Origin of the sequence: Streptomyces sp. NPDC057002 (assembly GCF_042673825.1) — a bacterium.
Classification (GTDB): Bacteria; Actinomycetota; Actinomycetes; order Streptomycetales; family Streptomycetaceae; genus Streptomyces.
In genome coordinates this window covers 150,927-173,005 of the sequence record NZ_JBHURZ010000008.1, presented here as the reverse complement: position 1 = coordinate 173,005, position 22,079 = coordinate 150,927, and the positions used below count along the sequence as shown (strand labels likewise).

The 22,079-nt window shown below is 70.5% G+C and carries 18 protein-coding genes; 14 read left to right on the top strand and 4 right to left on the bottom strand.

The features are described from left to right. Nucleotides 1–84: 84 nt before the first annotated feature. From ACFT32_RS33975 to mutM, 8 genes are all read left to right on the top strand, one after another. Nucleotides 85–3,336, top strand: coding sequence for a helicase-related protein (locus tag ACFT32_RS33975; RefSeq protein ID WP_382496947.1), 3,252 nt, complete (start codon nucleotides 85–87; stop codon nucleotides 3,334–3,336). A gap of 81 nt (nucleotides 3,337–3,417) precedes the next feature. Continuing rightward, nucleotides 3,418–4,005, top strand: coding sequence for a 16S rRNA (guanine(966)-N(2))-methyltransferase RsmD (gene rsmD / locus ACFT32_RS33970; protein WP_382496945.1), 588 nt, complete (start codon nucleotides 3,418–3,420; stop codon nucleotides 4,003–4,005). Between the two features lie 26 nt (nucleotides 4,006–4,031). Next, a complete protein-coding gene (coaD, locus tag ACFT32_RS33965; RefSeq protein WP_053668759.1) occupies nucleotides 4,032–4,511 on the top strand; it encodes a pantetheine-phosphate adenylyltransferase in 480 nt (159 codons plus the stop codon). 58 nt (nucleotides 4,512–4,569) lie between these two features. Beyond that, nucleotides 4,570–5,691, top strand: coding sequence for a DivIVA domain-containing protein (locus tag ACFT32_RS33960; RefSeq protein ID WP_382496942.1), 1,122 nt, complete (start codon nucleotides 4,570–4,572; stop codon nucleotides 5,689–5,691). A gap of 128 nt (nucleotides 5,692–5,819) precedes the next feature. Next, nucleotides 5,820–6,464: a YceD family protein gene (locus ACFT32_RS33955; protein WP_382496940.1), complete on the top strand. Its 645-nt coding sequence runs from the start codon at nucleotides 5,820–5,822 to the stop codon at nucleotides 6,462–6,464. A gap of 2 nt (nucleotides 6,465–6,466) precedes the next feature. Beyond that, the gene (gene rpmF / locus ACFT32_RS33950) at nucleotides 6,467–6,640 is read left to right on the top strand and encodes a 50S ribosomal protein L32 (protein ID WP_003951102.1); all 174 of its coding nucleotides are present in this window, start codon (nucleotides 6,467–6,469) and stop codon (nucleotides 6,638–6,640) included. 19 nt (nucleotides 6,641–6,659) lie between these two features. Continuing rightward, entirely contained in the window at nucleotides 6,660–7,451 is a 792-nt protein-coding gene (rnc, locus tag ACFT32_RS33945) for a ribonuclease III (protein ID WP_382497416.1), read from the top strand. A 75-nt stretch (nucleotides 7,452–7,526) separates the two neighbouring features. Continuing rightward, on the top strand, nucleotides 7,527–8,387 hold the full coding sequence (mutM, locus tag ACFT32_RS33940) for a bifunctional DNA-formamidopyrimidine glycosylase/DNA-(apurinic or apyrimidinic site) lyase (protein WP_382496938.1): 861 nt from the start codon (nucleotides 7,527–7,529) through the stop codon (nucleotides 8,385–8,387). Here mutM and ACFT32_RS33935 read toward each other — a convergent pair. Further along, a complete protein-coding gene (locus ACFT32_RS33935) occupies nucleotides 8,377–8,775 on the bottom strand; it encodes a winged helix-turn-helix transcriptional regulator (protein WP_382496935.1) in 399 nt (132 codons plus the stop codon). The two genes, mutM and ACFT32_RS33935, sit on opposite strands and share 11 nt — an antisense overlap. Before the next feature lie 82 nt (nucleotides 8,776–8,857). Then, on the bottom strand, nucleotides 8,858–10,003 hold the full coding sequence (locus tag ACFT32_RS33930; RefSeq protein ID WP_382496933.1) for a CAP domain-containing protein: 1,146 nt from the start codon (nucleotides 10,001–10,003) through the stop codon (nucleotides 8,858–8,860). A 162-nt stretch (nucleotides 10,004–10,165) separates the two neighbouring features. Here ACFT32_RS33930 and ACFT32_RS33925 point away from each other — a divergent pair, with 162 nt between their 5' ends. The 4 genes from ACFT32_RS33925 to ACFT32_RS33910 all read left to right on the top strand — a co-directional run bounded on the left by ACFT32_RS33925 (nucleotide 10,166) and on the right by ACFT32_RS33910 (nucleotide 16,461). Continuing rightward, nucleotides 10,166–10,447, top strand: coding sequence for an acylphosphatase (locus ACFT32_RS33925; RefSeq protein WP_189727968.1), 282 nt, complete (start codon nucleotides 10,166–10,168; stop codon nucleotides 10,445–10,447). A gap of 380 nt (nucleotides 10,448–10,827) precedes the next feature. Next, the gene (locus ACFT32_RS33920) at nucleotides 10,828–11,031 is read left to right on the top strand and encodes a hypothetical protein (protein ID WP_030852030.1); all 204 of its coding nucleotides are present in this window, start codon (nucleotides 10,828–10,830) and stop codon (nucleotides 11,029–11,031) included. A gap of 210 nt (nucleotides 11,032–11,241) precedes the next feature. Beyond that, the gene (smc, locus tag ACFT32_RS33915) at nucleotides 11,242–14,820 is read left to right on the top strand and encodes a chromosome segregation protein SMC (protein WP_382496930.1); all 3,579 of its coding nucleotides are present in this window, start codon (nucleotides 11,242–11,244) and stop codon (nucleotides 14,818–14,820) included. A 222-nt stretch (nucleotides 14,821–15,042) separates the two neighbouring features. Further along, the gene (locus ACFT32_RS33910; protein WP_382496928.1) at nucleotides 15,043–16,461 is read left to right on the top strand and encodes a sugar porter family MFS transporter; all 1,419 of its coding nucleotides are present in this window, start codon (nucleotides 15,043–15,045) and stop codon (nucleotides 16,459–16,461) included. A gap of 384 nt (nucleotides 16,462–16,845) precedes the next feature. On the opposite strand, the gene ACFT32_RS33905 is transcribed toward ACFT32_RS33910, so the two are convergent. Next, entirely contained in the window at nucleotides 16,846–17,817 is a 972-nt protein-coding gene (locus tag ACFT32_RS33905) for an LLM class flavin-dependent oxidoreductase (RefSeq protein WP_382496926.1), read from the bottom strand. Between the two features lie 152 nt (nucleotides 17,818–17,969). Here ACFT32_RS33905 and ftsY point away from each other — a divergent pair, with 152 nt between their 5' ends. Further along, on the top strand, nucleotides 17,970–19,169 hold the full coding sequence (gene ftsY, locus ACFT32_RS33900) for a signal recognition particle-docking protein FtsY (RefSeq protein ID WP_382496923.1): 1,200 nt from the start codon (nucleotides 17,970–17,972) through the stop codon (nucleotides 19,167–19,169). Nucleotides 19,170–19,270: 101 nt separating this feature from the next. Here ftsY and ACFT32_RS33895 read toward each other — a convergent pair whose 3' ends face one another. After that, entirely contained in the window at nucleotides 19,271–19,936 is a 666-nt protein-coding gene (locus ACFT32_RS33895; protein ID WP_382496920.1) for a bifunctional DNA primase/polymerase, read from the bottom strand. Between the two features lie 446 nt (nucleotides 19,937–20,382). Here ACFT32_RS33895 and ACFT32_RS33890 point away from each other — a divergent pair, with 446 nt between their 5' ends. After that, nucleotides 20,383–21,867: a hypothetical protein gene (locus tag ACFT32_RS33890; protein WP_382496917.1), complete on the top strand. Its 1,485-nt coding sequence runs from the start codon at nucleotides 20,383–20,385 to the stop codon at nucleotides 21,865–21,867. Nucleotides 21,868–22,079 lie beyond the last annotated feature (212 nt).

Below are 22,079 nucleotides of genomic sequence, written 5' to 3'. Positions count from 1 at the left end.
CCAGCCGTCTGACCAGGGATTTCCGGGACGTATACGGCAACGTCCGCCGCGGCCTCTACGGCAATGTCAGTGGTGTGGTGTGCAATGGATCTCGTGCCCGCACTGGAAGAACCGCTGCAACAACCGCTGAAGTCGGTGCTCGGCCCCGCCACCGCGAAGGTGATGGCCGAGCACCTCGGCCTGCTCACCGTCGGAGACCTCCTCCACCACTACCCGCGCAGATACGAGGAGCGCGGCCAGCTCACCCACCTCGCCGAGCTCCCCATGGACGAGCACGTCACGGTGGTCGCCCAGGTCGCCGACGCCCGCCTGCACACCTTCGCCTCCGCCAAGGCCCCGCGCGGCAAGGGCCAGCGCCTGGAGGTCACCATCACGGACGGCAGCGGCCGCCTCCAACTGGTCTTCTTCGGCAACGGCGTTCACAAGCCCCACAAGGAACTCCTGCCGGGCACACGCGCGATGTTCGCGGGCAAGGTCTCCGTCTTCAACCGCCGCCTCCAACTCGCCCACCCGGCCTACGAATTGCTGCGCGGCAACCCCGACGACCCCGAAGAGTCCGTCGAGACCTGGGCCGGCGCACTGATCCCGATCTACCCCGCCACCGCCAAGCTGGAGTCCTGGAAGATCGGCAAGGCGCTCCAGACGGTCCTGCCCACGGCCCAGGAGGCCGTCGACCCGCTGCCGGACTCCCTGCGCCAGGGCCGCGGCCTGGTCCCCCTCCCCGAAGCCCTGCTGAAGATCCACCGCCCGCACACCAAGGCGGACATCGAGGACGCCCGCGCCCGCCTCAAGTGGGACGAGGCCTTCGTCCTCCAGGTCGCCCTGGCCCGCCGCCGCCACGCGGACGCCCAACTCCCGGCGGTTCCCCGCAGGCCCACCCCCGAAGGCCTTCTCGCCTCCTTCGACGCCCGCCTCCCCTTCACTCTCACCGACGGCCAGCAGCGCGTCTCCAGGGAGATCTTCGACGACCTGGCCACCGACCATCCGATGCACCGGCTGCTCCAGGGGGAGGTCGGTTCGGGAAAGGCCCAACCGCTCGACGCGCTGGTGCTCACACCCACGGGCTTCTCTGCCATGGAAGACCTACGGGTGGGCGACGAGGTGGTGGTGCCGGACGGGGACATCGCGCTGATCGACGGCGTCTTCCCGCAGGGAGAGCGTGATGTGTGGCGCCTGGTTCTGTCCGACGGGAGTTCCGTCGAGTGCGACGACGAGCACCTCTGGATCGTCGGTACGAGTTGCGGGTGGCACCGCGGTCAAGCGCCCAAGGTCATGACGACCCGGGAGATCCGTCTCGACACTTTCAAGGCCAACGGGTCGTCGAAGTGGTACATCCCAGCGGCGAAGCCGGTCGATCTCGGCGGCGACTCCGGGCTGCCCCTCGACCCGTACCTGTTCGGTCTGCTGCTGGGAGACGGCTCGTTCCGGCACAATCTGCGCCTCTCCACCACCGACGACGAGATCCGCGAAGCGGTGGCCACGGCAATGACCCCCGAATGCCGGCTGGTACCGGTGAAGGGATCGCACTGTGACTACACGATCCAGCTCGCGCGGCGTGCGGGAGACGTGCGCAATCCCGTGATCCAGGCCTTGCGGGAGTGGGGCCTCTGGGGAGTCACATCCCACGGCAAGTTCGTCCCGGACGACTTCAAGAACACGCCTGTCAAGAACCGTCTCGCCCTGCTGCAAGGGCTTCTGGACACGGACGGCACCATCCAGGCCGACGGCCTGAGCGTCTCCTTCTGCTCGGCTTCGCGCCGACTCGCGGAGGACGTTGCCTGGCTCGTGCGGTCTCTGGGCGGCCGGGCGCGGGTACTGCCGAAGAAGGCCGCGTACAACGTGTCCGTGGCCCTGCCGGACGAGTACGCCCCGTTCCGGCTCACCCGCAAGGCCGAACGCGTGCGCGCAAGGCCGAAGTACCACACGTTCCGGCGCGGCATCCGGGCGGTCGAGTACGTGGGACGGAAGCCCGTCCAGTGCATCAGTGTTGCCCACCCGAGCCATGCCTACATCACCGACAACTTCACCGTCACCCACAACACGATGGTCGCCCTGCGCGCCATGCTCGCCGTGGTCGACGCCGGCGGGCAGGCCGCCATGCTCGCGCCCACCGAAGTGCTCGCCCAGCAGCACCACAGGTCCGTCGTCGAGATGATGGGCGAGCTGGCTGAGGGCGGCATGCTGGGCGGGGCCGAGCAGGCCACCAAGGTGGTGCTGCTCACCGGGTCCATGGGCGCGGCCGCCCGCCGTCACGCCCTGCTCGACCTCACCACCGGCGAGGCCGGCGTCGTCATCGGCACGCACGCGCTGATCGAGGACAAGGTGCGCTTCCACGACCTGGGCCTGGTCGTGGTCGACGAACAGCACCGCTTCGGCGTCGAACAGCGCGACGCCCTGCGCGGCAAGGGCAAACAGCCCCCGCACCTCCTGGTCATGACCGCCACGCCCATCCCGCGCACGGTGGCCATGACGGTCTTCGGCGACCTGGAGACCTCCGTCCTCGACCAGCTCCCGGCCGGCCGCTCGCCGATCGCCAGCCATGTCGTCCCGGCCGCCGACAAACCCCACTTCCTGGCCCGGGCGTGGGAACGGGTCCGCGAGGAAGTGGGCAACGGCCATCAGGCGTACGTCGTCTGCCCGCGCATCGGCGACGAGGAGGACGACCCCAAGAAGTCCGGCAGGAAGAAGTCTCCCGAGTCCCCGGAGGACGCCGCCGAGAAGCGCCCGCCCCTCGCCGTCCTGGATGTGGCCGACCAGCTCTCCAAGGGCCCGCTGAGCGGCCTCAAGGTGGAGGTCCTGCACGGCCGTATGCAGCCCGACGACAAGGACGCGGTCATGCGCCGCTTCGCCGCGGGGGAGACCGACGTCCTGGTCGCCACGACGGTCATCGAGGTCGGCGTCAACGTCCCGAACGCCACCGTCATGGTGATCATGGACGCCGACCGCTTCGGCGTCTCCCAGCTCCACCAGTTGCGCGGCCGCGTCGGCCGTGGCTCGGCGCCCGGCCTGTGCCTCCTGGTCAGCGAGATGCCCGAGGCGAGCGCGGCCCGCCAGCGCCTGAACGCCGTCGCCGCCACCCTCGACGGCTTCGAACTCTCCCGCATCGACCTGGAACAACGCCGCGAGGGCGACGTCCTCGGCCAGGCCCAGTCGGGCGCCCGCACCAGCCTCCGGATGCTCGCCGTCATCGAAGACGAGGAGATCATCGCGGAGGCCAGACAGGAGGCGACAGCGGTGGTGGCGGCCGACCCGGACCTGACCCACCTGCCCGCACTACGGACGGCTCTGGACGCCCTCCTGGACGAGGAAAGGGAGCAGTACCTGGAAAAGGGCTGATGGTTGTCGCCCTCTAGGGGCGCGGGGAACTGCGCGACCAGCCACAATGAACCAGAACCCGCCCACAACCAAGGACCGAAGATGACCCGCGTGATCGCCGGCGCAGCCGGCGGACGTCGCCTGGCCGTACCCCCAGGCACCGGCACCCGCCCCACCTCCGACCGCGCACGCGAAGGCCTCTTCTCCACCTGGCAATCCCTCCTCGGCGGCCCCCTGGAGGGGGAGAGGGTCCTGGACCTGTACGCAGGTTCAGGTGCCGTGGGGCTGGAGGCCCTCTCCCGCGGCGCCGCCCACACCCTCCTGGTCGAGGCGGACGCAAGAGCCGCCCGCACGATCCGCGAGAACGTCAAGAACCTCGGCCTCCCCGGTGCCGAGGTGAGGTCGGGCAAAGCCGAACAGATCATCCAGACCCCGGCGCCGCCCGAGCGGTACGACCTCGTTTTCCTGGACCCGCCGTACCGAGTCACAGATCACGATCTTCGCGAGATTCTCCTCACACTCCGCTCAGGGGGCTGGCTCGCGCCGGAGGCCCTCGTCACCGTGGAGCGCAGCACCAGAGGCGGTGAATTCCGGTGGCCCGAGGGTTTCGAAGCCCTCCGGGCCCGTCGCTACGGCGAGGGAACGTTTTGGTACGGTCGCGCCGCCTCTACGTGCGAAGACGCACGATGACCGGACCGGAGAGCGAGGGAACACAAGTGCGCCGCGCCGTCTGTCCCGGGTCGTTCGACCCGATCACCAACGGACACCTCGACATCATCTCCCGCGCCTCCAGGCTGTACGACGAGGTCTATGTCGCGGTGATGATCAACCAGGCCAAGAAGGGCCTGTTCGAGATCGAGGAGCGGATCGACCTGATCCGCCGGGTCACCGCCGAGTACGGGAACGTCCGCGTCGAGGCCTTCCACGGCCTGCTCGTCGACTTCTGCAAGCAGCGCGACATCCCCGCCATCGTCAAGGGCCTGCGCGCGGTCAGCGACTTCGACTACGAGCTCCAGATGGCCCAGATGAACAACGGCCTCTCGGGTGTGGAGACCCTCTTCATCCCCACCAACCCCACCTACAGCTTCCTGTCGTCCTCACTGGTCAAGGAGGTCGCGACCTGGGGCGGGGACGTCTCGCACCTGGTCCCGGCGGAGGTCCTCGAGGTCCTCAACGAGCGCCTGCGCAAGGACTGATGGGACTACAGTCGTCCCGTCCGTCTCCAACGCATCCGTAGAGAGTGGCGAGCACACCGTGGACGTGCAGAAGAAGCTCGACGAGATCGTCTCCGCGGTCTCCGGCGCCCGGTCCATGCCCATGTCGGCCTCGTGCGTGGTCAACCGCGCCGAACTGCTCTCGCTGCTGGAAGAGGTGCGCGCGGCGCTGCCCGACTCGCTCGCCCAGGCCCAGGAGCTGATCGGCGGCCGCGAGCAGATGGTCGAGCACGCCCGCCAGGAGGCCGAGCGCATCATCGGGCAGGCGCACGCCGAGCGCGGCTCCCTGATCTCCGACACCGAGGTCGCCCGCCGTTCCCAGGCCGAGGCCGACCGGATCCTCGCCGAGGCCCGCCAGGAGGCCGAGGAGGTCCGCGCCGAGGCCGACGACTACGTCGACTCCAAGCTCGCCAACTTCGAGGTCGTCCTCACCAAGACCCTCGGCTCCGTCGGCCGCGGCCGCGAGAAGCTCCTCGGTACCGGCCCCGGCGTCGACGAGCAGGGCTACGAGGACGAGGACGCCCCCGAGCGCAGCCACGACCCGGAGACCCTGCGCCGTACCGCCGACGAGTACGTCCACGCCAAGCTCGGCTCCTTCGAGGCGGTCCTCGCCAAGACCCTGGAGGCCGTCGGCCGAGGCCGGCAGAAGCTGCACGGCCGTATCGCCAGCGACGACCTCGGCGCCCTCGCCGACGATCTCAGCACGGTCCAGCACTCCAGCGACGCCGACTACCTCGCCGACCTGGCCGCCCTGGGGGAGCAGAAGCCCCCGGCCGGGCAGCCCGCGCAGCAGCAGGACTACGGACAGCCGCAGCCGGCCTACGCCTCCGGCTACGCTCCGGCGGGCGGTGCCCCCGTCCCGCAGCAGCCCGACCCCTACGGCGGCTACCAGCAGCAGGCCTACGCCGCCCAGCAGGACCCGTACGGCTACCAGCACGCCGATCCCTATGCCCCCACCTCCGGCTACGCTCCGGCGGGAGGTGCCCCCTTCCAGGGCTACGACGCCCAGCAGGCCGCCTACGACCCGAACCAGGTCCAGCAGGTCCAGCAGGGGCACCAGGGCCAGCAGGGATACGCCCTCGACGAGACCAGCCTCTTCGACACCGGCATGATCAGCGCCGAGCAATTGAGGGCCTACGAGCAGGGTCGCGGCAACGGCTGAGCACCGGATTGGGCCGACAGCGAAAGGTCCAGTATCCTGGCTCTTCGGTCGCGCGTACGTCCGCGATCCACGCTGCCCGGAACACCGAAGGGCGGCAACCCTCTCAGCTCGCAAGATCGAAAGCAGGAATGGCTCTGAACGCCCGCCTCGACCACCGCAACCCCCTCGTGTTCGACACGCACGAGCTGGGCCGGCGGCCCGGTGCGCTGCAGCGCCTGACCCGCACGGTCGACGCTCCCAAGGATTTCGGTATCAAGGGAGTCATCGGAGTGCCGGAAGGCGCCCCGGTGGAGCTCGAACTCCGTCTGGAGTCGGTCTTGGAAGGGGTGCTTGTCACAGGCACCGCCCGTGCCGGGGCCGAGGGGGAGTGCGTAAGGTGTCTGGAGCCGCTTCAGCTCGACGTCGAAGCGGAATTCCAGGAGATGTTCTCGTACCCTGACGCCGACGACCGGGGCCGCGTGATCGCGGAACCGGGCGACGACGCCGAGGACGACGAGGACAGGCTCTTCCTCGAGGACGGCCTGTTCGACCTCGAGTCCGTGCTGCGTGATGCGGTGGTGCTCGCACTGCCGATGCAGCCGGTGTGCCAGGAAGACTGCCCTGGTCTGTGTGCCGAGTGCGGCGCGCGACTGGCGGACGACCCGGACCACCACCACGACGCCGTCGACATCCGTTGGGCGGCTTTGCAGGGACTCGCCGGCACCATGAAGGACGGCGAGAAGGACGAGATGAGCGGCGCCGAACCTGGCGTCGACGAGAAGCAGGAGAAGTAGCCGTGGCTGTTCCGAAGCGGAAGATGTCGCGCAGCAACACGCGCCACCGCCGGTCGCAGTGGAAGGCTGCGGTCCCCACCCTGGTTGCGTGCGAGCGCTGCCACGAGCCCAAGCAGCAGCACATCGCGTGCCCGTCTTGCGGCACCTACAACAAGCGCCAGGTCCTCGAGGTCTGAGCGGCTGGTGAGAGGCACTGTGTCCACGCCGAAGAAAAACTCTGCGGACAACCAGGCCTCGTCCCACACGCTGTTGGAAGGGCGGCTCGGGTACAAGCTCGAGTCCGCCCTTCTGGTGCGTGCGCTGACCCACCGTTCCTACGCGTACGAGAACGGCGGTCTGCCGACCAACGAGCGCCTGGAGTTCCTCGGGGACTCCGTCCTGGGTCTCGTGGTCACGGACACGCTGTACCGAACCCACCCCGACCTGCCCGAAGGCCAGCTGGCCAAGTTGCGGGCCGCGGTGGTCAACTCGCGTGCGCTGGCGGAGGTGGGCCGTGGGCTCGAACTGGGCTCCTTCATCCGGCTCGGCCGCGGTGAAGAGGGCACGGGCGGCCGGGACAAGGCGTCCATCCTCGCCGACACCCTCGAAGCGGTGATCGGTGCGGTCTATCTCGACCAGGGACTGGAGTCCGCGGCGGAGCTCGTGCACCGTCTGTTCGACCCCCTGATCGAGAAGTCCTCGAACCTCGGAGCCGGCCTGGACTGGAAGACCAGTCTCCAGGAGCTCACCGCGACCGAGGGGCTCGGTGTGCCCGAGTACCTGGTCACGGAGACCGGCCCCGACCACGAGAAGACCTTCACTGCTGCCGCCCGCGTCGGAGGCGTCTCGTACGGCACCGGCACCGGCCGCAGCAAGAAGGAGGCGGAGCAGCAGGCCGCCGAGTCCGCCTGGAGGTCCATCCGGGCCGCGGCGGACGAGCGCGCCAAGGAGGCGGCCGCCCAGAAGGCCGCCGACGAGAGCGCCGGCCCCGAGCCGGCATCCGCCTGACCGAACAGAAACAGCGCACCCGAGCGCCCGCCCCTGCCCGGGGGCGGGCGCTCGGCTCGTACACCGGGGGAGCCCATGCCCGAGTTGCCCGAGGTCGAGGTCGTACGGCGCGGCCTGGAGCGGTGGGTCGCCCACCGGACCGTCGCCGAGGTCGAGGTGCTGCACCCGCGCGCGGTGCGCCGCCACCTCGCGGGCGGCGCCGACTTCGCGGACCGGCTGAAGGGCCATCGCATCGGCACGCCCAGCCGCCGGGGCAAGTACCTGTGGCTGCCCCTGGAGGACACGGACCAGTCGATCCTGGCCCACCTCGGCATGAGCGGCCAGCTGCTGGTGCAGCCGCACGCGGCTCCCGACGAGAAGCACCTGCGCATCCGCGCCCGCTTCACGGACGCCCTCGACACCGAGCTCCGCTTCGTCGACCAGCGCACCTTCGGAGGTCTGTCGCTGCACGACAACACCCCCGAGGGCCTGCCCGACGTCATCGCGCACATCGCCCGCGACCCGCTCGACGAGCTCTTCGACGAGGAGGCCTTCCACCGGGCGCTGCGCCGCAAGCGGTCCACGATCAAACGGGCCCTGCTCGACCAGTCGCTGATCAGCGGCGTCGGCAACATCTACGCGGACGAGGCCCTGTGGCGCGCCCGTATCCACTACGAACGCCCGACCGCGACCTTCACCCGTCCGCGCACACTGCTGCTCCTGGGCCATGTACGGGACGTGATGAACTCCGCCCTCGCGGTGGGCGGCACCAGCTTCGACAGCCTCTACGTCAACGTCAACGGCGAGTCGGGCTACTTCGACCGGTCCCTCGACGCGTACGGCCGCGAGGGTCTGCCCTGCCGGCGCTGCGGCACGCCGATGCGCCGGCGGTCCTGGATGAACCGGTCGAGCTACTACTGCCCGAAGTGCCAGCGGCCGCCTCGGATCACGCCCTAGCGGAGTCGTACCGCTCGCGCGCGGCCAGGACGTCGTCCATGCTGCCCTCCACGAAGTGGATCAGGGCGAGCAGCCGCTCGGCCACTCCGCGTCCCAGCGGCGTCAGTTCGTAGTCCACGCGGGGCGGGTTGGTCGGCTGGGCCTCGCGGTGGACCAGACCGTCGCGCTCCAGCGCGTGCAGCGTCTGGGACAGCATCTTCTCGCTCACACCGTCGACCCGGCGGCGCAGCTCGTTGAAGCGCAGCGACCCCTCGTACAGAGCGCTCAGCGCGAGGCCGCCCCAGCGGCCCGTGGCGTGCTCGAGCGTGCCACGAGAAGGGCAGGCCTTGGCGAACACGCTGTACGGGAGATCGTCCAGCCCCTCCGTGAGCTCCTGGGTGGTGGTCATCCCCCAAGAATACGCCAGCACAGCGCTCGCCAACAGGTTGCGCTAACTTCTGGTTAGCGCGCCTTAGTGCACCGAGGAGCGTCTAGTAGCCGAAGTTCTGCGTCCACCAGGGGCCGCCCGACCCGAGCTCGACACCGACGCCCAGCGTCTTGAAGTCGCAGTTCAGGATGTTGGCGCGGTGGCCGGGGCTGTTCATCCAGGCATCCATCACGGCCGCGGCGTCCGCCTGGCCGCGGGCTATGTTCTCCCCGCCGAGGTTGGATATCCCGGCCTTCTCGGCCCGGTCCCACGGCGTCTTGCCGTCGGGGTCGGTGTGGTCGAAGAAGCCCCGGGCGCGCATGTCCTCGCTGTAGCTCTGCGCCAGATCGGTCAGCGCGCTGTTCGCGGCGAGCGCGCTGCAGCCCACCTTGGCCCGCTCCTCGTTCACCAGCTTGAGCACCTGGGCCGCGGCGGCGGACTCCTCGGAGAGGGCGGCGGGGGCGCTGGGCTTCTCGGGCGCCTTCGTGGCCGTGCGCGAGGGCGTGCTCTCCGGCTTCTTGCTGGGGGTCGCCGCCGGCTTCTTCTTCTCCGGCGTCTTCTCCTGCGTCCTCTCCGGCTTCTCGGGCGTCTTCGTCGGCGCGGCCGACGACGTCGAGGCGGACGGCGACGGCGACAGGGAGCGCTCGGCGTCCCGGCTCGTGGGCGTGCCGCCCCGGTCGTCGGCGCTGCCGGAGGTGCCGCCCTGCTCGGTCGGGGTGTTGGTCGGCGTGTCCGCGGCCTGCACCTTGTCGGCGCCGCCGTCGCCGCCGAGCTTGTAGTTCTCGAGGCCGGGGACCGCGCCCGTGGCCACCGCGACGGTGCCTATGGCGACCGCGGCGGACACGCCGAGCAGGCCCGTGCGCATCGGCCGTGCGGCCTTCTTCCGGCGGCGGTGCGAGCCCGCCCGCCGGGGGCCGCTCTCGGGGGTGAAGCCGTCGCTCGCGAAGACGGCCGTCTCGGCGGTCCGCTGGCGGGGAATGGTGTACCCGTCACCCGCCGCGGGGGCCTCCGTCTCGAACAGGTAGGCCTCGCTCCGCGCGTAGGTGTCGGCGTACGCCTCCGGGTTCAGATAGGGCGCGATGCCCATGGTCGGGGCGTCTTCCCCGCCGTACAGCGGATCGTGGCCCTCCGCGGTGCCGTCGGCCTGCATGATCCCCGTGGCGCTGCCCGTGTCGGCGCGGCCGGCGTCGGAGCGACGGTGGCGTCCCATGTTCTGGCCTTCCTCGTCCTGGCGGTCGACTCGTCCTCGAGATCAACACCAAACTCACTCGATGGTGTGAGTTTCATATGAGATTCGTTGGGTGGGGACGGTACCGCATGGCGCAAGTGAAGGAAGTGCGCCCGAGGGAGTTTGGGCGGTTAGGTTGCAGTCATGAGCGAGGATGTGCGACTGGTCGCCTGGGTGCGCGGACGCGTCCAAGGTGTGGGTTTCCGCTGGTTCACGCGGGCCAAGGCCTTGGAGATCGGCGGCCTGAGTGGTTTTGCTCTCAATTTGGGCGACGGCCGCGTCCAAGTGGTCGCGGAGGGCGCGCGAGAAGGCTGTGAAGGCTTGCTGGAGTGGCTCGAGGGTGACGACACGCCCGGCCGTGTCGACGGTGTCACCGAGATCTGGGACACACCTCGCGGCGGTTACGACGGCTTCGCCATCCGCTGATCCCACACCGGCGGGCGGCCCTCAGAGGCGCCCGCGAACAGGCCGCCGAGGGCCGCCCCGGACGGAAACCGGCTGGTGATTGCCAAGAATCGCTTGCCTTGGCAGGCTCCGCACGCAAGGATGATCGCCACGCCCCGAGGGCCCCGCAGAAGCCGCAGTGCCGCCGTATCAGGCCGCGCGCGCCCGGTCGGCCCCCAATACGGGGCGTGATCGTGTTGACCGTCAAACTTTTTGGTGAGACGCTGAAAGCCCCGCGCACCTTAGCTGTTTGGCATGGCTGAACGGCGGTACAACTCCAGGCCCTGCCAAGCATCGCGGGTGCGAATCCCTCACGACCCACACCGCATCGGTCGGTCACGCATTGTGGAGGACCATCCATCATGGCAAAGGCGCTTCTCGGTTACGTCGGCGGCTCCGACCCTCGACTCCTCGCCGAGATGCGACGGCTCCAGCAGCGCGTCCAGGACCTGGAATCCGAGCTCGGACGGATCCAGGCTGAGAACGAGGCGCTGACGGCTGCCGCTTCTCACGACAGGATCATGGAGAGCGTTGACGCACACCAGGCGGAGCCTGCGCTCACCTGATCACTGCACCGCTCCACAACAGCACAGCAGTGGTTGGGCCGCCCGTCATAACCGCTAAGTTGTCAGAAGTGCAAGGGACGCCATCGGCGTCCCTTCTTTCTTTCCCCCGCATCCTTTCACCGTCTTTAACGTGTGGTGTGCCCTGCGCGTTCAGCGGCGAAACCGTGGGTTCATGGAGTGAGACGAACCCGGGCGGTAGAGTCCGGCGGCGTGCACCTCAAGGCCCTGACCCTCCGCGGGTTCAAGTCGTTCGCCTCGGCGACCACACTCCGGTTCGAACCGGGGATCACGTGCGTCGTAGGACCGAACGGCTCGGGCAAGTCCAACGTCGTGGACGCGCTCAGCTGGGTCATGGGCGAGCAGGGCGCCAAATCGCTGCGCGGCGGCAAGATGGAAGACGTCATCTTCGCCGGCACCACCGGCCGCCCCCCGCTGGGCCGCGCCGAGGTGTCCCTGACCATCGACAACTCCGACGGGGCCCTGCCCATCGAGTACGCCGAGGTCACCATCACGCGGATCATGTTCCGCAACGGCGGCAGCGAGTACCAGATCAACGGCGACACCTGCCGCCTCCTCGACATCCAGGAACTCCTCTCCGACTCCGGCATCGGCCGCGAGATGCACGTCATCGTCGGACAGGGCCAGCTCGACTCCGTGCTGCACGCCGATCCCATGGGCCGTCGGGCCTTCATCGAGGAGGCCGCCGGCGTCCTCAAGCACCGCAAGCGCAAGGAAAAGGCGCTGCGCAAGCTGGACGCCATGCAGGCCAACCTCGCGCGCGTGCAGGACCTCACCGACGAACTCCGGCGTCAGCTCAAGCCCCTCGGCCGCCAGGCCGCCGTCGCCCGCAGGGCCGCCGTCATCCAGGCCGACCTGCGCGACGCCCGCCTGCGGCTGCTGGCCGACGACCTCGTACGGCTGAAGGAAGCCCTCAACGCCGAGGTCGCCGACGAGGCCGCGCTGAAGGAGCGCAAGGAAGGCGCCGAGCAGGAGCTGAAGAAGGCCCTCCAGCGCGAGGCACTCCTGGAGGACGAGGTACGGCAGCTCACACCGCGCCTCCAGCGCGCCCAGCAGACCTGGTACGAGCTCTCCCAGCTCGCCGAGCGGGTGCGCGGCACGATCTCGCTGGCCGACGCCCGCGTGAAGAGCGCCACCTCCGCGCCCCCCGAGGAACGGCGTGGCCGCGACCCCGAGGACATGGAGCGTGAGGCCGCCCGTATCCGCGAGCAGGAGGCAGAGCTGGAGGCGGCCCTGGAGGCGGCCGAACGCGCCCTGGAGGACACGGTCTCCCACCGCGCCGAGCTGGAGCGCGCGCTCACCCAGGAGGAACGGCGCCTGAAGGACGCCGCCCGTGCCATCGCCGACCGCCGCGAGGGACTGGCCCGGCTCAGCGGCCAGGTCAACGCGGCCCGCTCGCGCGCGTCCTCCGCCCAGGCCGAGATCGAACGCCTGGCCGCCGCCCGCGACGAGGCCCAGGAGCGGGCGGTCGCCGCCCAGGAGGAGTACGAGGCCCTCAAGGCCGAGGTCGACGGCCTCGACGCGGGCGACGTCGAACTCGCCGAACAGCACGAGGCCGCGAAGCAGCGGCTCGCCGACGCCGAGGCCGCCCTGACGGCAGCCCGCGAGGCGGCCACGGCGGCGGAACGGAAGCGCGCCGCGACCCAGGCCCGCCACGAGGCCCTGGCGCTTGGCCTGCGCCGCAAGGACGGCACCGGAATACTGCTCGCGGCGAAGGACCGCCTCTCCGGCCTGCTCGGTCCGGCAGCGGAACTCCTGACGGTGACCCCCGGACACGAGGTCGCCCTCGCGGCTGCCTTCGGAGCGGCTGCGGACGCCATCGCGGTCACGACCCCGGCATCAGCGGCCGACGCCATCAGACTCCTCCGCAAACAGGACGGAGGCAGGGCCACTCTGCTCTTGGCAGGAGCTACCGCCCCCGGGGGCGCGGGGAACTGCGCGACCAGCCCCGACGAGCCCGCGGACGAACGACGGGACTTCGCTGCCGACCTGGTCCGGGGCCCCGCCGAGCTGATGCCCGCCGTACGCCGCCTCCTGCGAGGAATCGTCGTAGTCGACACCCTCGAAGACGCCGAAGACCTCGTCTACACCCACCCCGACCTCACCGCCGTCACCGCCGAAGGCGACCTCCTCGGCGCGCACTTCGCCCACGGCGGGTCCGCCGGCGCCCCCAGCCTCCTCGAAGTACAGGCCTCCGTCGACGAGGCCGCCGCAGAGCTGGAAGAGCTGGCGGTGCGCTGCGAGGAGCTGACCGAGGCCCAGCACGAGGCCGTCGAACGGCGCAAGGAGTGCGCCGCGCTCGTCGAGGACGTGGGGGAGCGCCGCCGGGCCGCCGACCGGGAGAAGTCCTCCGTCGCCCAGCAGCTCGGCCGGCTCGCCGGGCAGGCCCGGGGCGCGGCGGGGGAGGCCGAGCGGTCCACGGCCGCCGCCGCCCGGGCGCAGGAAGCCCTCGACAAGGCCCTCGCCGAGGTCGAGGAGCTCGCCGAGCGACTCGCCGTCGCCGAGGAGATGCCGATCGAGGAGGAGCCCGACACCTCCGTACGGGACCGGCTCGCCGCCGACGGTGCCAACGCCCGCCAGACTGAGATGGAGGCCCGCCTCCAGGCCCGTACACACGAGGAACGGGTCAAGGGCCTGGCCGGACGGGCCGACTCGCTGGACCGGGCCGCCCGCGCGGAACGCGAGGCACGCGCGCGTGCGGAGCAGCGGCGGGCCCGGCTGCGTCACGAGGCCGCCGTCGCCGAGGCCGTCGGCACGGGCGCACGGCAGCTGCTCGCGCACGTCGAGGTCTCCCTGGCCCGGGCCGACGAGGAGCGCACCGCCGCCGAGGCCGCCAAGGCCCGCCGCGAGCAGGAACTCGCCCGCGCCCGGACCGAGGGACGCGATCTCAAGGCCGAACTCGACAAGTTGACGGATTCGGTCCACCGAGGCGAGGTACTCGGCGCCGAGAAGCGGCTGCGGATCGAGCAGCTGGAGACCAAGGCGCTGGAGGAGCTGGGTGTCGAACCGGCCGGACTGGTGGCGGAGTACGGACCGCACCAGCTCGTGCCGCCCTCGCCCCCCGCCGAGGGCGAGGAGCTGCCGGAGGACCCGGAGCACCCGCGTAACCGGCCGAAGCCGTATCTCCGGTCCGAGCAGGAGAAGCGACTGAAGTCGGCCGAGCGTGCCTACCAGCAGCTCGGCAAGGTGAACCCGCTCGCCCTCGAGGAGTTCGCGGCACTGGAGGAACGCCACCAGTTCCTCAGCGAGCAGCTGGAGGACCTGAAGAAGACGCGGGCGGACCTCCTCCAGGTGGTGAAGGAGGTCGACGAGCGGGTCGAGCAGGTCTTCACCGAGGCCTACCGGGACACGGCCCGGGAGTTCGAAGGCGTGTTCTCGCGCCTGTTCCCGGGCGGCGACGGGCGGCTGATCCTGACCGACCCCGACAACATGCTCACCACGGGCGTGGACGTCGAGGCCCGGCCGCCGGGCAAGAAGGTCAAGCGGCTGTCGCTGCTCTCGGGCGGGGAGCGGTCGCTGACCGCCGTGGCGCTGCTCGTGTCGATCTTCAAGGCGCGGCCCAGCCCGTTCTACGTCATGGACGAGGTCGAGGCCGCCCTCGACGACACCAACCTCCAGCGGCTCATCCGGATCATGCAGGAGCTGCAGGAGGCCTCGCAGCTGATCGTGATCACCCATCAGAAGCGCACGATGGAGGTCGCCGACGCGCTGTACGGCGTCTCCATGCAGGGCGACGGTGTGTCGAAGGTCATCAGCCAGCGCCTTCGCTAGATGGATGCGGTCTACACCGGTCTCACCTGCGACGCTCAGTGGCTTCAATTCTTGAACACATCCTCGCCACACTCCTGTCGCAGATTCACGTCTCCCGACCTATTGACTTCGAAACTTGAAGGCATAGTCTCGGCAACGTTCCTTTTACCTTCAGGTACCTTCAGGTGGACCTCGAAGGGCTGATCCCCTCCGGCAGCGTTGCCGGTGGCCTGAGGAGTACACGTGACCAGCACAGCGCAGGCACCCAAGTCCGGAGCCAGGACGGCTCACCCCGAACATCTCGGGCACGTCATCTTCATCGCGGCGGCGGCCGCGATGGGCGGTTTCCTCTTCGGCTACGACAGTTCCGTGATCAACGGAGCCGTCGAGGCCATCCGCGGCCGCTACGACATCGGCTCCGCAGCCCTCGCACAGGTCATCGCCGTCGCGCTCATCGGCTGCGCCATCGGCGCCGCGACCGCCGGCCGGATAGCCGACCGCATCGGCCGTATCCGGTGCATGCAGATCGCCGCGGTCCTCTTCACGGTCAGCGCCGTCGGCTCCGCGCTCCCCTTCGCCCTGTGGGACCTCGCCTTCTGGCGCGTCGTCGGCGGCTTCGCCATCGGCATGGCCTCCGTGATCGGCCCGGCGTACATCGCCGAGGTCGCCCCGCCCGCCTACCGCGGCCGGCTCGGCTCCTTCCAGCAGGCCGCGATCGTCATCGGCATCGCCGTGTCGCAGCTGGTCAACTGGGGTCTGCTGAACGCCGCCGACGGTGACCAGCGCGGCGAGCTGATGGGCCTGGAGGCCTGGCAGGTCATGCTCGGCGTCATGGTCGTCCCGGCCGTCCTGTACGGCCTGCTCTCCTTCCGGATCCCCGAGTCCCCGCGCTTCCTCATCTCCGTCGGCAAGCACGAGCGCGCCCGGGAGATCCTCACCCAGGTCGAGGGCAAGGACATCGACCTGGACGCCCGCGTCGCCGAGATCGAGCACGCCATGACCAGCGAGCACAAGTCCAGCTTCAAGGACCTGCTCGGCGGAAGCTTCTTCTTCAAGCCGATCGTCTGGATCGGTATCGGCCTGTCGGTCTTCCAGCAGTTCGTCGGCATCAACGTCGCGTTCTACTACTCCTCGACGCTGTGGCAGTCGGTCGGCGTCGACCCGGCGGACTCGTTCTTCTACTCCTTCACCACGTCGATCATCAACATCGTCGGCACCGTGATCGCGATGATCTTCGTCGACCGCATCGGCCGCAAGCCGCTCGCGATCATCGGCTCGGTCGGCATGGTCGTCGGCCTGGCGCTGGAGGCCTGGGCGTTCTCGCACCCCCTGGTCGACGGCACGCTGCCGGCCGCGCAGGGCTGGATCGCCCTGATCGCCGCGCATGTCTTCGTCCTCTTCTTCGCCCTGTCCTGGGGTGTGGTCGTCTGGGTCATGCTCGGCGAGATGTTCCCCAACCGGATCCGCGCCGCCGCCCTGGGCGTGGCCGCCGCCGCGCAGTGGATCGCCAACTGGGCCATCACCGCGAGCTTCCCGTCGCTGGCCGAGTGGAACCTCTCCATGACGTACGTGATCTACACGGCCTTCGCCGCGCTCTCCATCCCCTTCATCCTGAAGTTCGTCAGCGAGACGAAGGGCAAGGCCCTGGAGGAGATGGGCTGAGCCCGCCCCGCACTCGGGGAGAAGGGCCAAAGTCCCCGCTGCCCCTCTCCCCGTAACCCGCCGCCGCCCCGGTTCGGCCACTGCCCGAGCCGGGGCGGCGGTCTGTCGTCTCACTGGATCAGGACGCCGGCGCAGCTGCCCGGGGCGCAGGGCGGTCGCCTCGGTGTTCCGCAGCCGTGACCCGAGCCGGTCCCGGCGCTCCGTGATGCCGCGCCGCCGTTCGGTTGTGGCAGCGATCGGATCGAGGTCCCCCGCGGCAGCGCCACCCCCCCCGCAGGAAGCCGGGCACCTCGTCCACTTCGACGAGCAGGTTGCTCCCGCCCAGGACCGGAAGGCAGCCACTGAGCGCACCATCTCGGAGCCCCACACCGTCCGGCGGGGGCGTCAGGCCGTCAGCCCCGGCAGCACCCGCTCGCAGAAGAGCTGCAGGCTCCGCCACCCCTCCTCCACCGGCATTCCGCCCGCCAGCGGATGCAGTACATAGGAGTCCAGGCCCAGCTCCGCGCACGCCTCGGGCGTGAGGATGCGGTACACGCCCTCGGCGCGCAGTTCCCCGACGGTCGTCGCGGTCGACTTCACCGCCGAGCGCACCCCGCCCGACTGCCAGGAGGCGTAGGTCCGCGCCTCGTGCAGGAAGTGCTCTCCGTACTCCGCCCAGGCACGGTCCGGGTCGTCGGCCACGTGCAGCAGCGGTGTCTCGGCCGCGGGCATCATGACCCAGCCCTCGGTGCCGTACTCGGCGAGCCGGTCCTTGTAGTACGCCTCCAGCTCCGGCAGATGCGCGCTGGGGAAGAAGGGCAGGCCGAGCCGGGCGGCCCGGCGGGCGGCGGCCTTGGAGGAGCCGCCGACCAGGAGCAGCGGGTGCGGGTCGGTGTACGGGCGCGGGGTGATGCGGACCGTGCGGCCCCGGTAGGCGAAGGGCTCGCCCGTCCACGCCTTCAGCAGCGTCTCCAGCAGCTCGTCCTGGAGCCGGCCGCGCCGGGCGAAGTCCACGCCGAACAGGTCGTACTCCTCGGGCCGGTACCCGATCCCCGCGACCGTCACCAGCCGGCCCCCGCTCAGCAGGTCCAGTACGGCGATCTCCTCGGCCAGCCGCAGCGGGTCGTGCAGCGGGCCGATGATCGCCGAGACGGTGACCGCGACACGCCGGGTCGCGCCGAAGACCGCCCCCGCGAAGGCGAACGGCGACGGCAGCCAGTTGTTGTCGGCTCCGTGGTGCTCCTCCGTCTGCACCGTCGTGACGCCCCGGTCGTCGGCGTACGAGGCCATCTCCAGGGCCGCCCGGTAGCGGGCGCCGAGCTCCGCGGGTCCGGCCCCGGGAGCGACGAGGTTGAAGCGTGCGACCGTGACGGGCATGGGGACGGCTCCCTTCACCGGGCGGGTGTCCGGGGGGACGTTAGCTGACGGGGCGTCAGACATCCAGGGGTGTGGAGATCCGGCGGCCCTCGGCCCCGCAGGGCGGCGCGAGCGGGGTGACCCGGGGGCCCATGGCTGATACTGGACGCGTTATGGACATCGTCATCCTTGCTGTAGTCATCGCCGTGGTCGTGCTCGGCGCGCTCGGCGGGCTCATCGTCGGCAGCCGGCGCAAGAAGAAGCTGCCCCCGCCCCCGCCCGCAGCGCCCGACATCACCGCCCCACCGGCCGAGCCGCATGTCGGCGACGAGGCCGAGACGCCGCGGGAGGAACCGCGGCGCACGATAGAGGAGGTGGATCTTCCGGACGGATCGGCTCCCGTCACCGTCGAGGAGCCGCCCGTCGAAGCTCCGGAGATCGAGATCCCGGAGCCCACTGCGGGTCGCCTGGTCCGGCTACGGGCCCGTCTCTCCCGCTCGCAGAACGCCCTCGGTCAGGGGCTGCTCACGCTGCTGTCGCGCGAGCACCTCGACGAGGACACCTGGGAGGAGATCGAGGACACGCTGCTCACCGCCGATGTCGGCGTGCAGCCCACCCAGGAACTGGTCGAGCGCCTGCGCGAGCGGGTCAAGGTGCTCGGCACCCGCACCCCCGTCGAACTGCGCACCCTGCTGCGCGAGGAACTGCTCACGCTGGTCGGCCGCGACATGGACCGCGTGGTCAAGACCGAGCCGGAGGACCGCAAGCCGGGCATCGTGCTGGTCGTAGGGGTCAACGGCACCGGCAAGACCACCACCACGGGCAAGCTGGCCCGCGTCCTGGTCGCGGACGGCCAGAGCGTGGTCCTGGGCGCCGCCGACACCTTCCGGGCCGCCGCCGCCGACCAGCTCCAGACCTGGGGTGAGCGCGTCGGCGCCCACACCGTGCGCGGACCGGAGGAGGGCGACCCGGCCTCCGTCGCCTTCGACGCGGTCAAGGAGGGCAAGGAGATGGGCGCGAACGTCGTGCTCATCGACACCGCCGGCCGCCTGCACACCAAGACCGGCCTCATGGACGAGCTCGGCAAGGTCAAGCGGGTCGTGGAGAAGCACGCTCCGGTCGACGAGGTGCTGCTCGTGCTCGACGCCACCACCGGCCAGAACGGCCTGGTCCAGGCGCGGGTCTTCGCCGAGGTCGTCGACATCACCGGCATCGTGCTCACCAAGCTGGACGGCACGGCCAAGGGCGGCATCGTGGTCGCGGTCCAGCGCGAGCTGGGCGTTCCGGTCAAGCTCGTCGGGCTCGGCGAGGGCGCGGACGATCTGGCGCCGTTCGAGCCGGAGGCGTTCGTTGACGCCCTTATCGGGGAGTGAGCTCCGGACCAGCCGAGTGGAGCACCTCCGGAGAACCGGATGGACACGGCGAAGCGCCCGTCCCGAGACACGTCGGGTCGGGCGCTTCGCCGTGTCCGGGGTCAGGCCCGTGACCTATGGGCCACATACGCCAGCGTGCCCAGCACCAGGCGGGCCTCCGGTGCCCTGGACGCCGAGTCCAGGGCGGGGGAGCGCAGCCAGCGCACCGGGCCGAGACCGCCGCGGTCGGAGGGCGGCGCCGTGATGTGCGTACCGGGTCCGAGGCCGCGCAGGTCGAGGGAGGCCGGGTCGTCCCAGCCCATGCGGTAGAGCAGACCGGGCAGATCGGTGGCGGCGCCGGGGGCGACGAAGAAGTGGGCGCGGCCGTCCGGGGTCGCCGCGACCGGGCCGACGGGCAGCCCCATGCGCTCCAGCCGGGCCAGCGCACGGCAGCCGGCGGGTTCGGCCACCTCGATGACGTCGAACGCCCGGCCGACCGGCAGCATCACCGAGGCGCCGGGGAACTCGCCCCAGGACTCGGTCACGTCGCCCAGTGTCGCCCCGGCGGGGATCACCGGCGCGAAGTCCAGCGGATGCGCGCCCGGCGCCGGGCAGTCGCTGCGGCCGCAGGAGCAGGCGCCCGCCGAGGCCCGGGCGCCCGGCACCACGTCCCAGCCCCACAGTCCGGTGTACTCGGCCACGGCCGTGCCGTCCGACGTGCGGCCGCGGCGGCGCGAGCCCGACCGGATGTCGCGCATGCCCCGGCTGATGCCGATCGTGAAGCCCATGCCCCCTCCAACGGGTCCGACGCACCGGTGGTTACGCAGCGGTCGCTCTGCGTGACTCTCTGTTTCCGCCTTCCCGAGTGGCGGTCCGTTCACTCAGCGCCCGGGAGTGTCAAGGGTGGTGTGCTCGACGACACGCGCCCCTCAGTGCATCGCTGCACCCGCTCCTGGTTGTGCTGTGTCAAGTGAATCGCGAGGAGGCGTGCGTGAGTTCATTCGAAGGGGTGGCGAATGGTGGCGTTTCCGTGTGAGCCGTGGCTGGACGGGTGATCGTAGGATTACTTTGTGTGCACGAGTCCTGGGGGCACATGCGCTCGTGGGTATGCCGGAGGCAAGTCGGTATTCCGTTCGATGGGTGACAAGGACCGGACGGACGGCCGTACGAAGCGGCATGCTGATAGGGCTTGGCGCACTCGGCGACAAGTGGTCTCAGGGATGGGGGCGTTCCAGTGAGCGGCAACGGCGGAAGCGGAACGAACGCGACGCATGCTGACAAGCGCCCGAACGAGCTGCTCACCTCCTGGTTCGTGCGCAGCGGCTGGTCCAAGGGCGAGCTCGCCCGCCAGGTCAACCGCCGGGCACGCCAGCTGGGCGCCAACCACATCTCCACGGACACCTCGCGCGTCCGCCGCTGGCTCGACGGCGAGAACCCCCGCGAGCCGATCCCCAGGATCCTGTCCGAGCTGTTCTCGGAGCGTTTCGGTGTCGTCGTCTCCGCCGAGGACCTGGGGCTGCGCACCGCGCGCCAGTCACCGTCCGCGACCGGCGTCGACCTGCCCTGGACGGGCCCGCAGACCGTGGCCCTGCTCAGCGAGTTCTCGCGCAGCGACCTGATGCTGGCGCGGCGCGGCTTCCTCGGGAGCTCGCTGGCTCTGTCTGCGGGCCCGGCCCTCATCGAGCCCATGCAGCGCTGGCTCGTCCCCTCGCCCCCGGCCCAGCGGCCGGAGCCCGAGCCCGGCTCCGCCGGGCGCGCCCGGGGCCGGCTCTCCAAGCCGGAGCTGGACCTCCTGGAGTCCACGACCGTGATGTTCCGGCAGTGGGACGCCCAGTGCGGCGGCGGCCTGCGCCGTAAGGCGGTCGTCGGCCAGCTGCACGAGGTGACGGACCTGCTCCAGGAGCCCCAGCCCGAGGCCACCACCCGGCGGCTGTTCAAGGTCGCCGCCGAACTCGCCGAGCTGGCCGGCTGGATGTCGTACGACATCGGGCTGCAGCCGACCGCGCAGAAGTACTTCGTCCTCGCGCTGCACGCCGCGAAGGAGGCCGGTGACCGGCCCCTCGGCTCCTATGTGCTGTCCAGCATGAGCCGGCAGATGATCCACCTCGGACGGCCCGACGACGCGCTGGAGCTGATCCATCTCGCGCAGTACGGCAGCCGCGACTGCGCGAGCCCGCGCACCCAGTCGATGCTGTATGCGATGGAGGCCCGCGCCTACGCCAACATGGGACAGCCCGGCAAGTGCAAGCGGGCGGTCCGGATGGCCGAGGACACCTTCGCCGACGCCGGCGAGTGGGACGAGCCGGACCCCGACTGGATCCGCTTCTTCTCCGAGGCCGAGCTGTACGGCGAGAACTCCCACTCGTACCGCGACCTGGCCTATGTCGCCGGCCGCAGCCCGACCTACGCCTCGCTGGCCGAGCCCCTGATGGAGCGGGCCGTGCAGCTGTTCGCCGAGGACGGCGAGCACCAGCGGTCGTACGCGCTCAACCTGATCGGCATGGCCACCGTGCACCTCCTCCAGCGCGAGGCCGAGCAGAGCACGGTCTTCGCCACCCAGGCCATGCAGGTCGCCAAGAAGGTCCGCTCCGAGCGGGTCAACACTCGTATCCGAAAGACGGTCGACACGGCCGCCCGGGACTTCGGCGACCTCGGCGAGGTGGTCGACCTCACCGAGCGGCTCGCCGCCGAGCTGCCCGAGACCGCGGAGGCGGTCTGACCGCCACCCTCCGAGACCCCTGAACCCCGGCCGCGGCCGGCCCTCCCGAACTGCCCGACTCGGCTCCCCCATGCCAGGTCATCGGAAGGCCGGCCGCGGCCGGCCTGTGTCCTGAGGACAGCGGGGACCGAAGGTTGCGCCACGATAACGATCGGCGCGACCGCAATCCGGCAGTTCATCGACGCGTAACACAGAACGCGCCTTCGTCACGG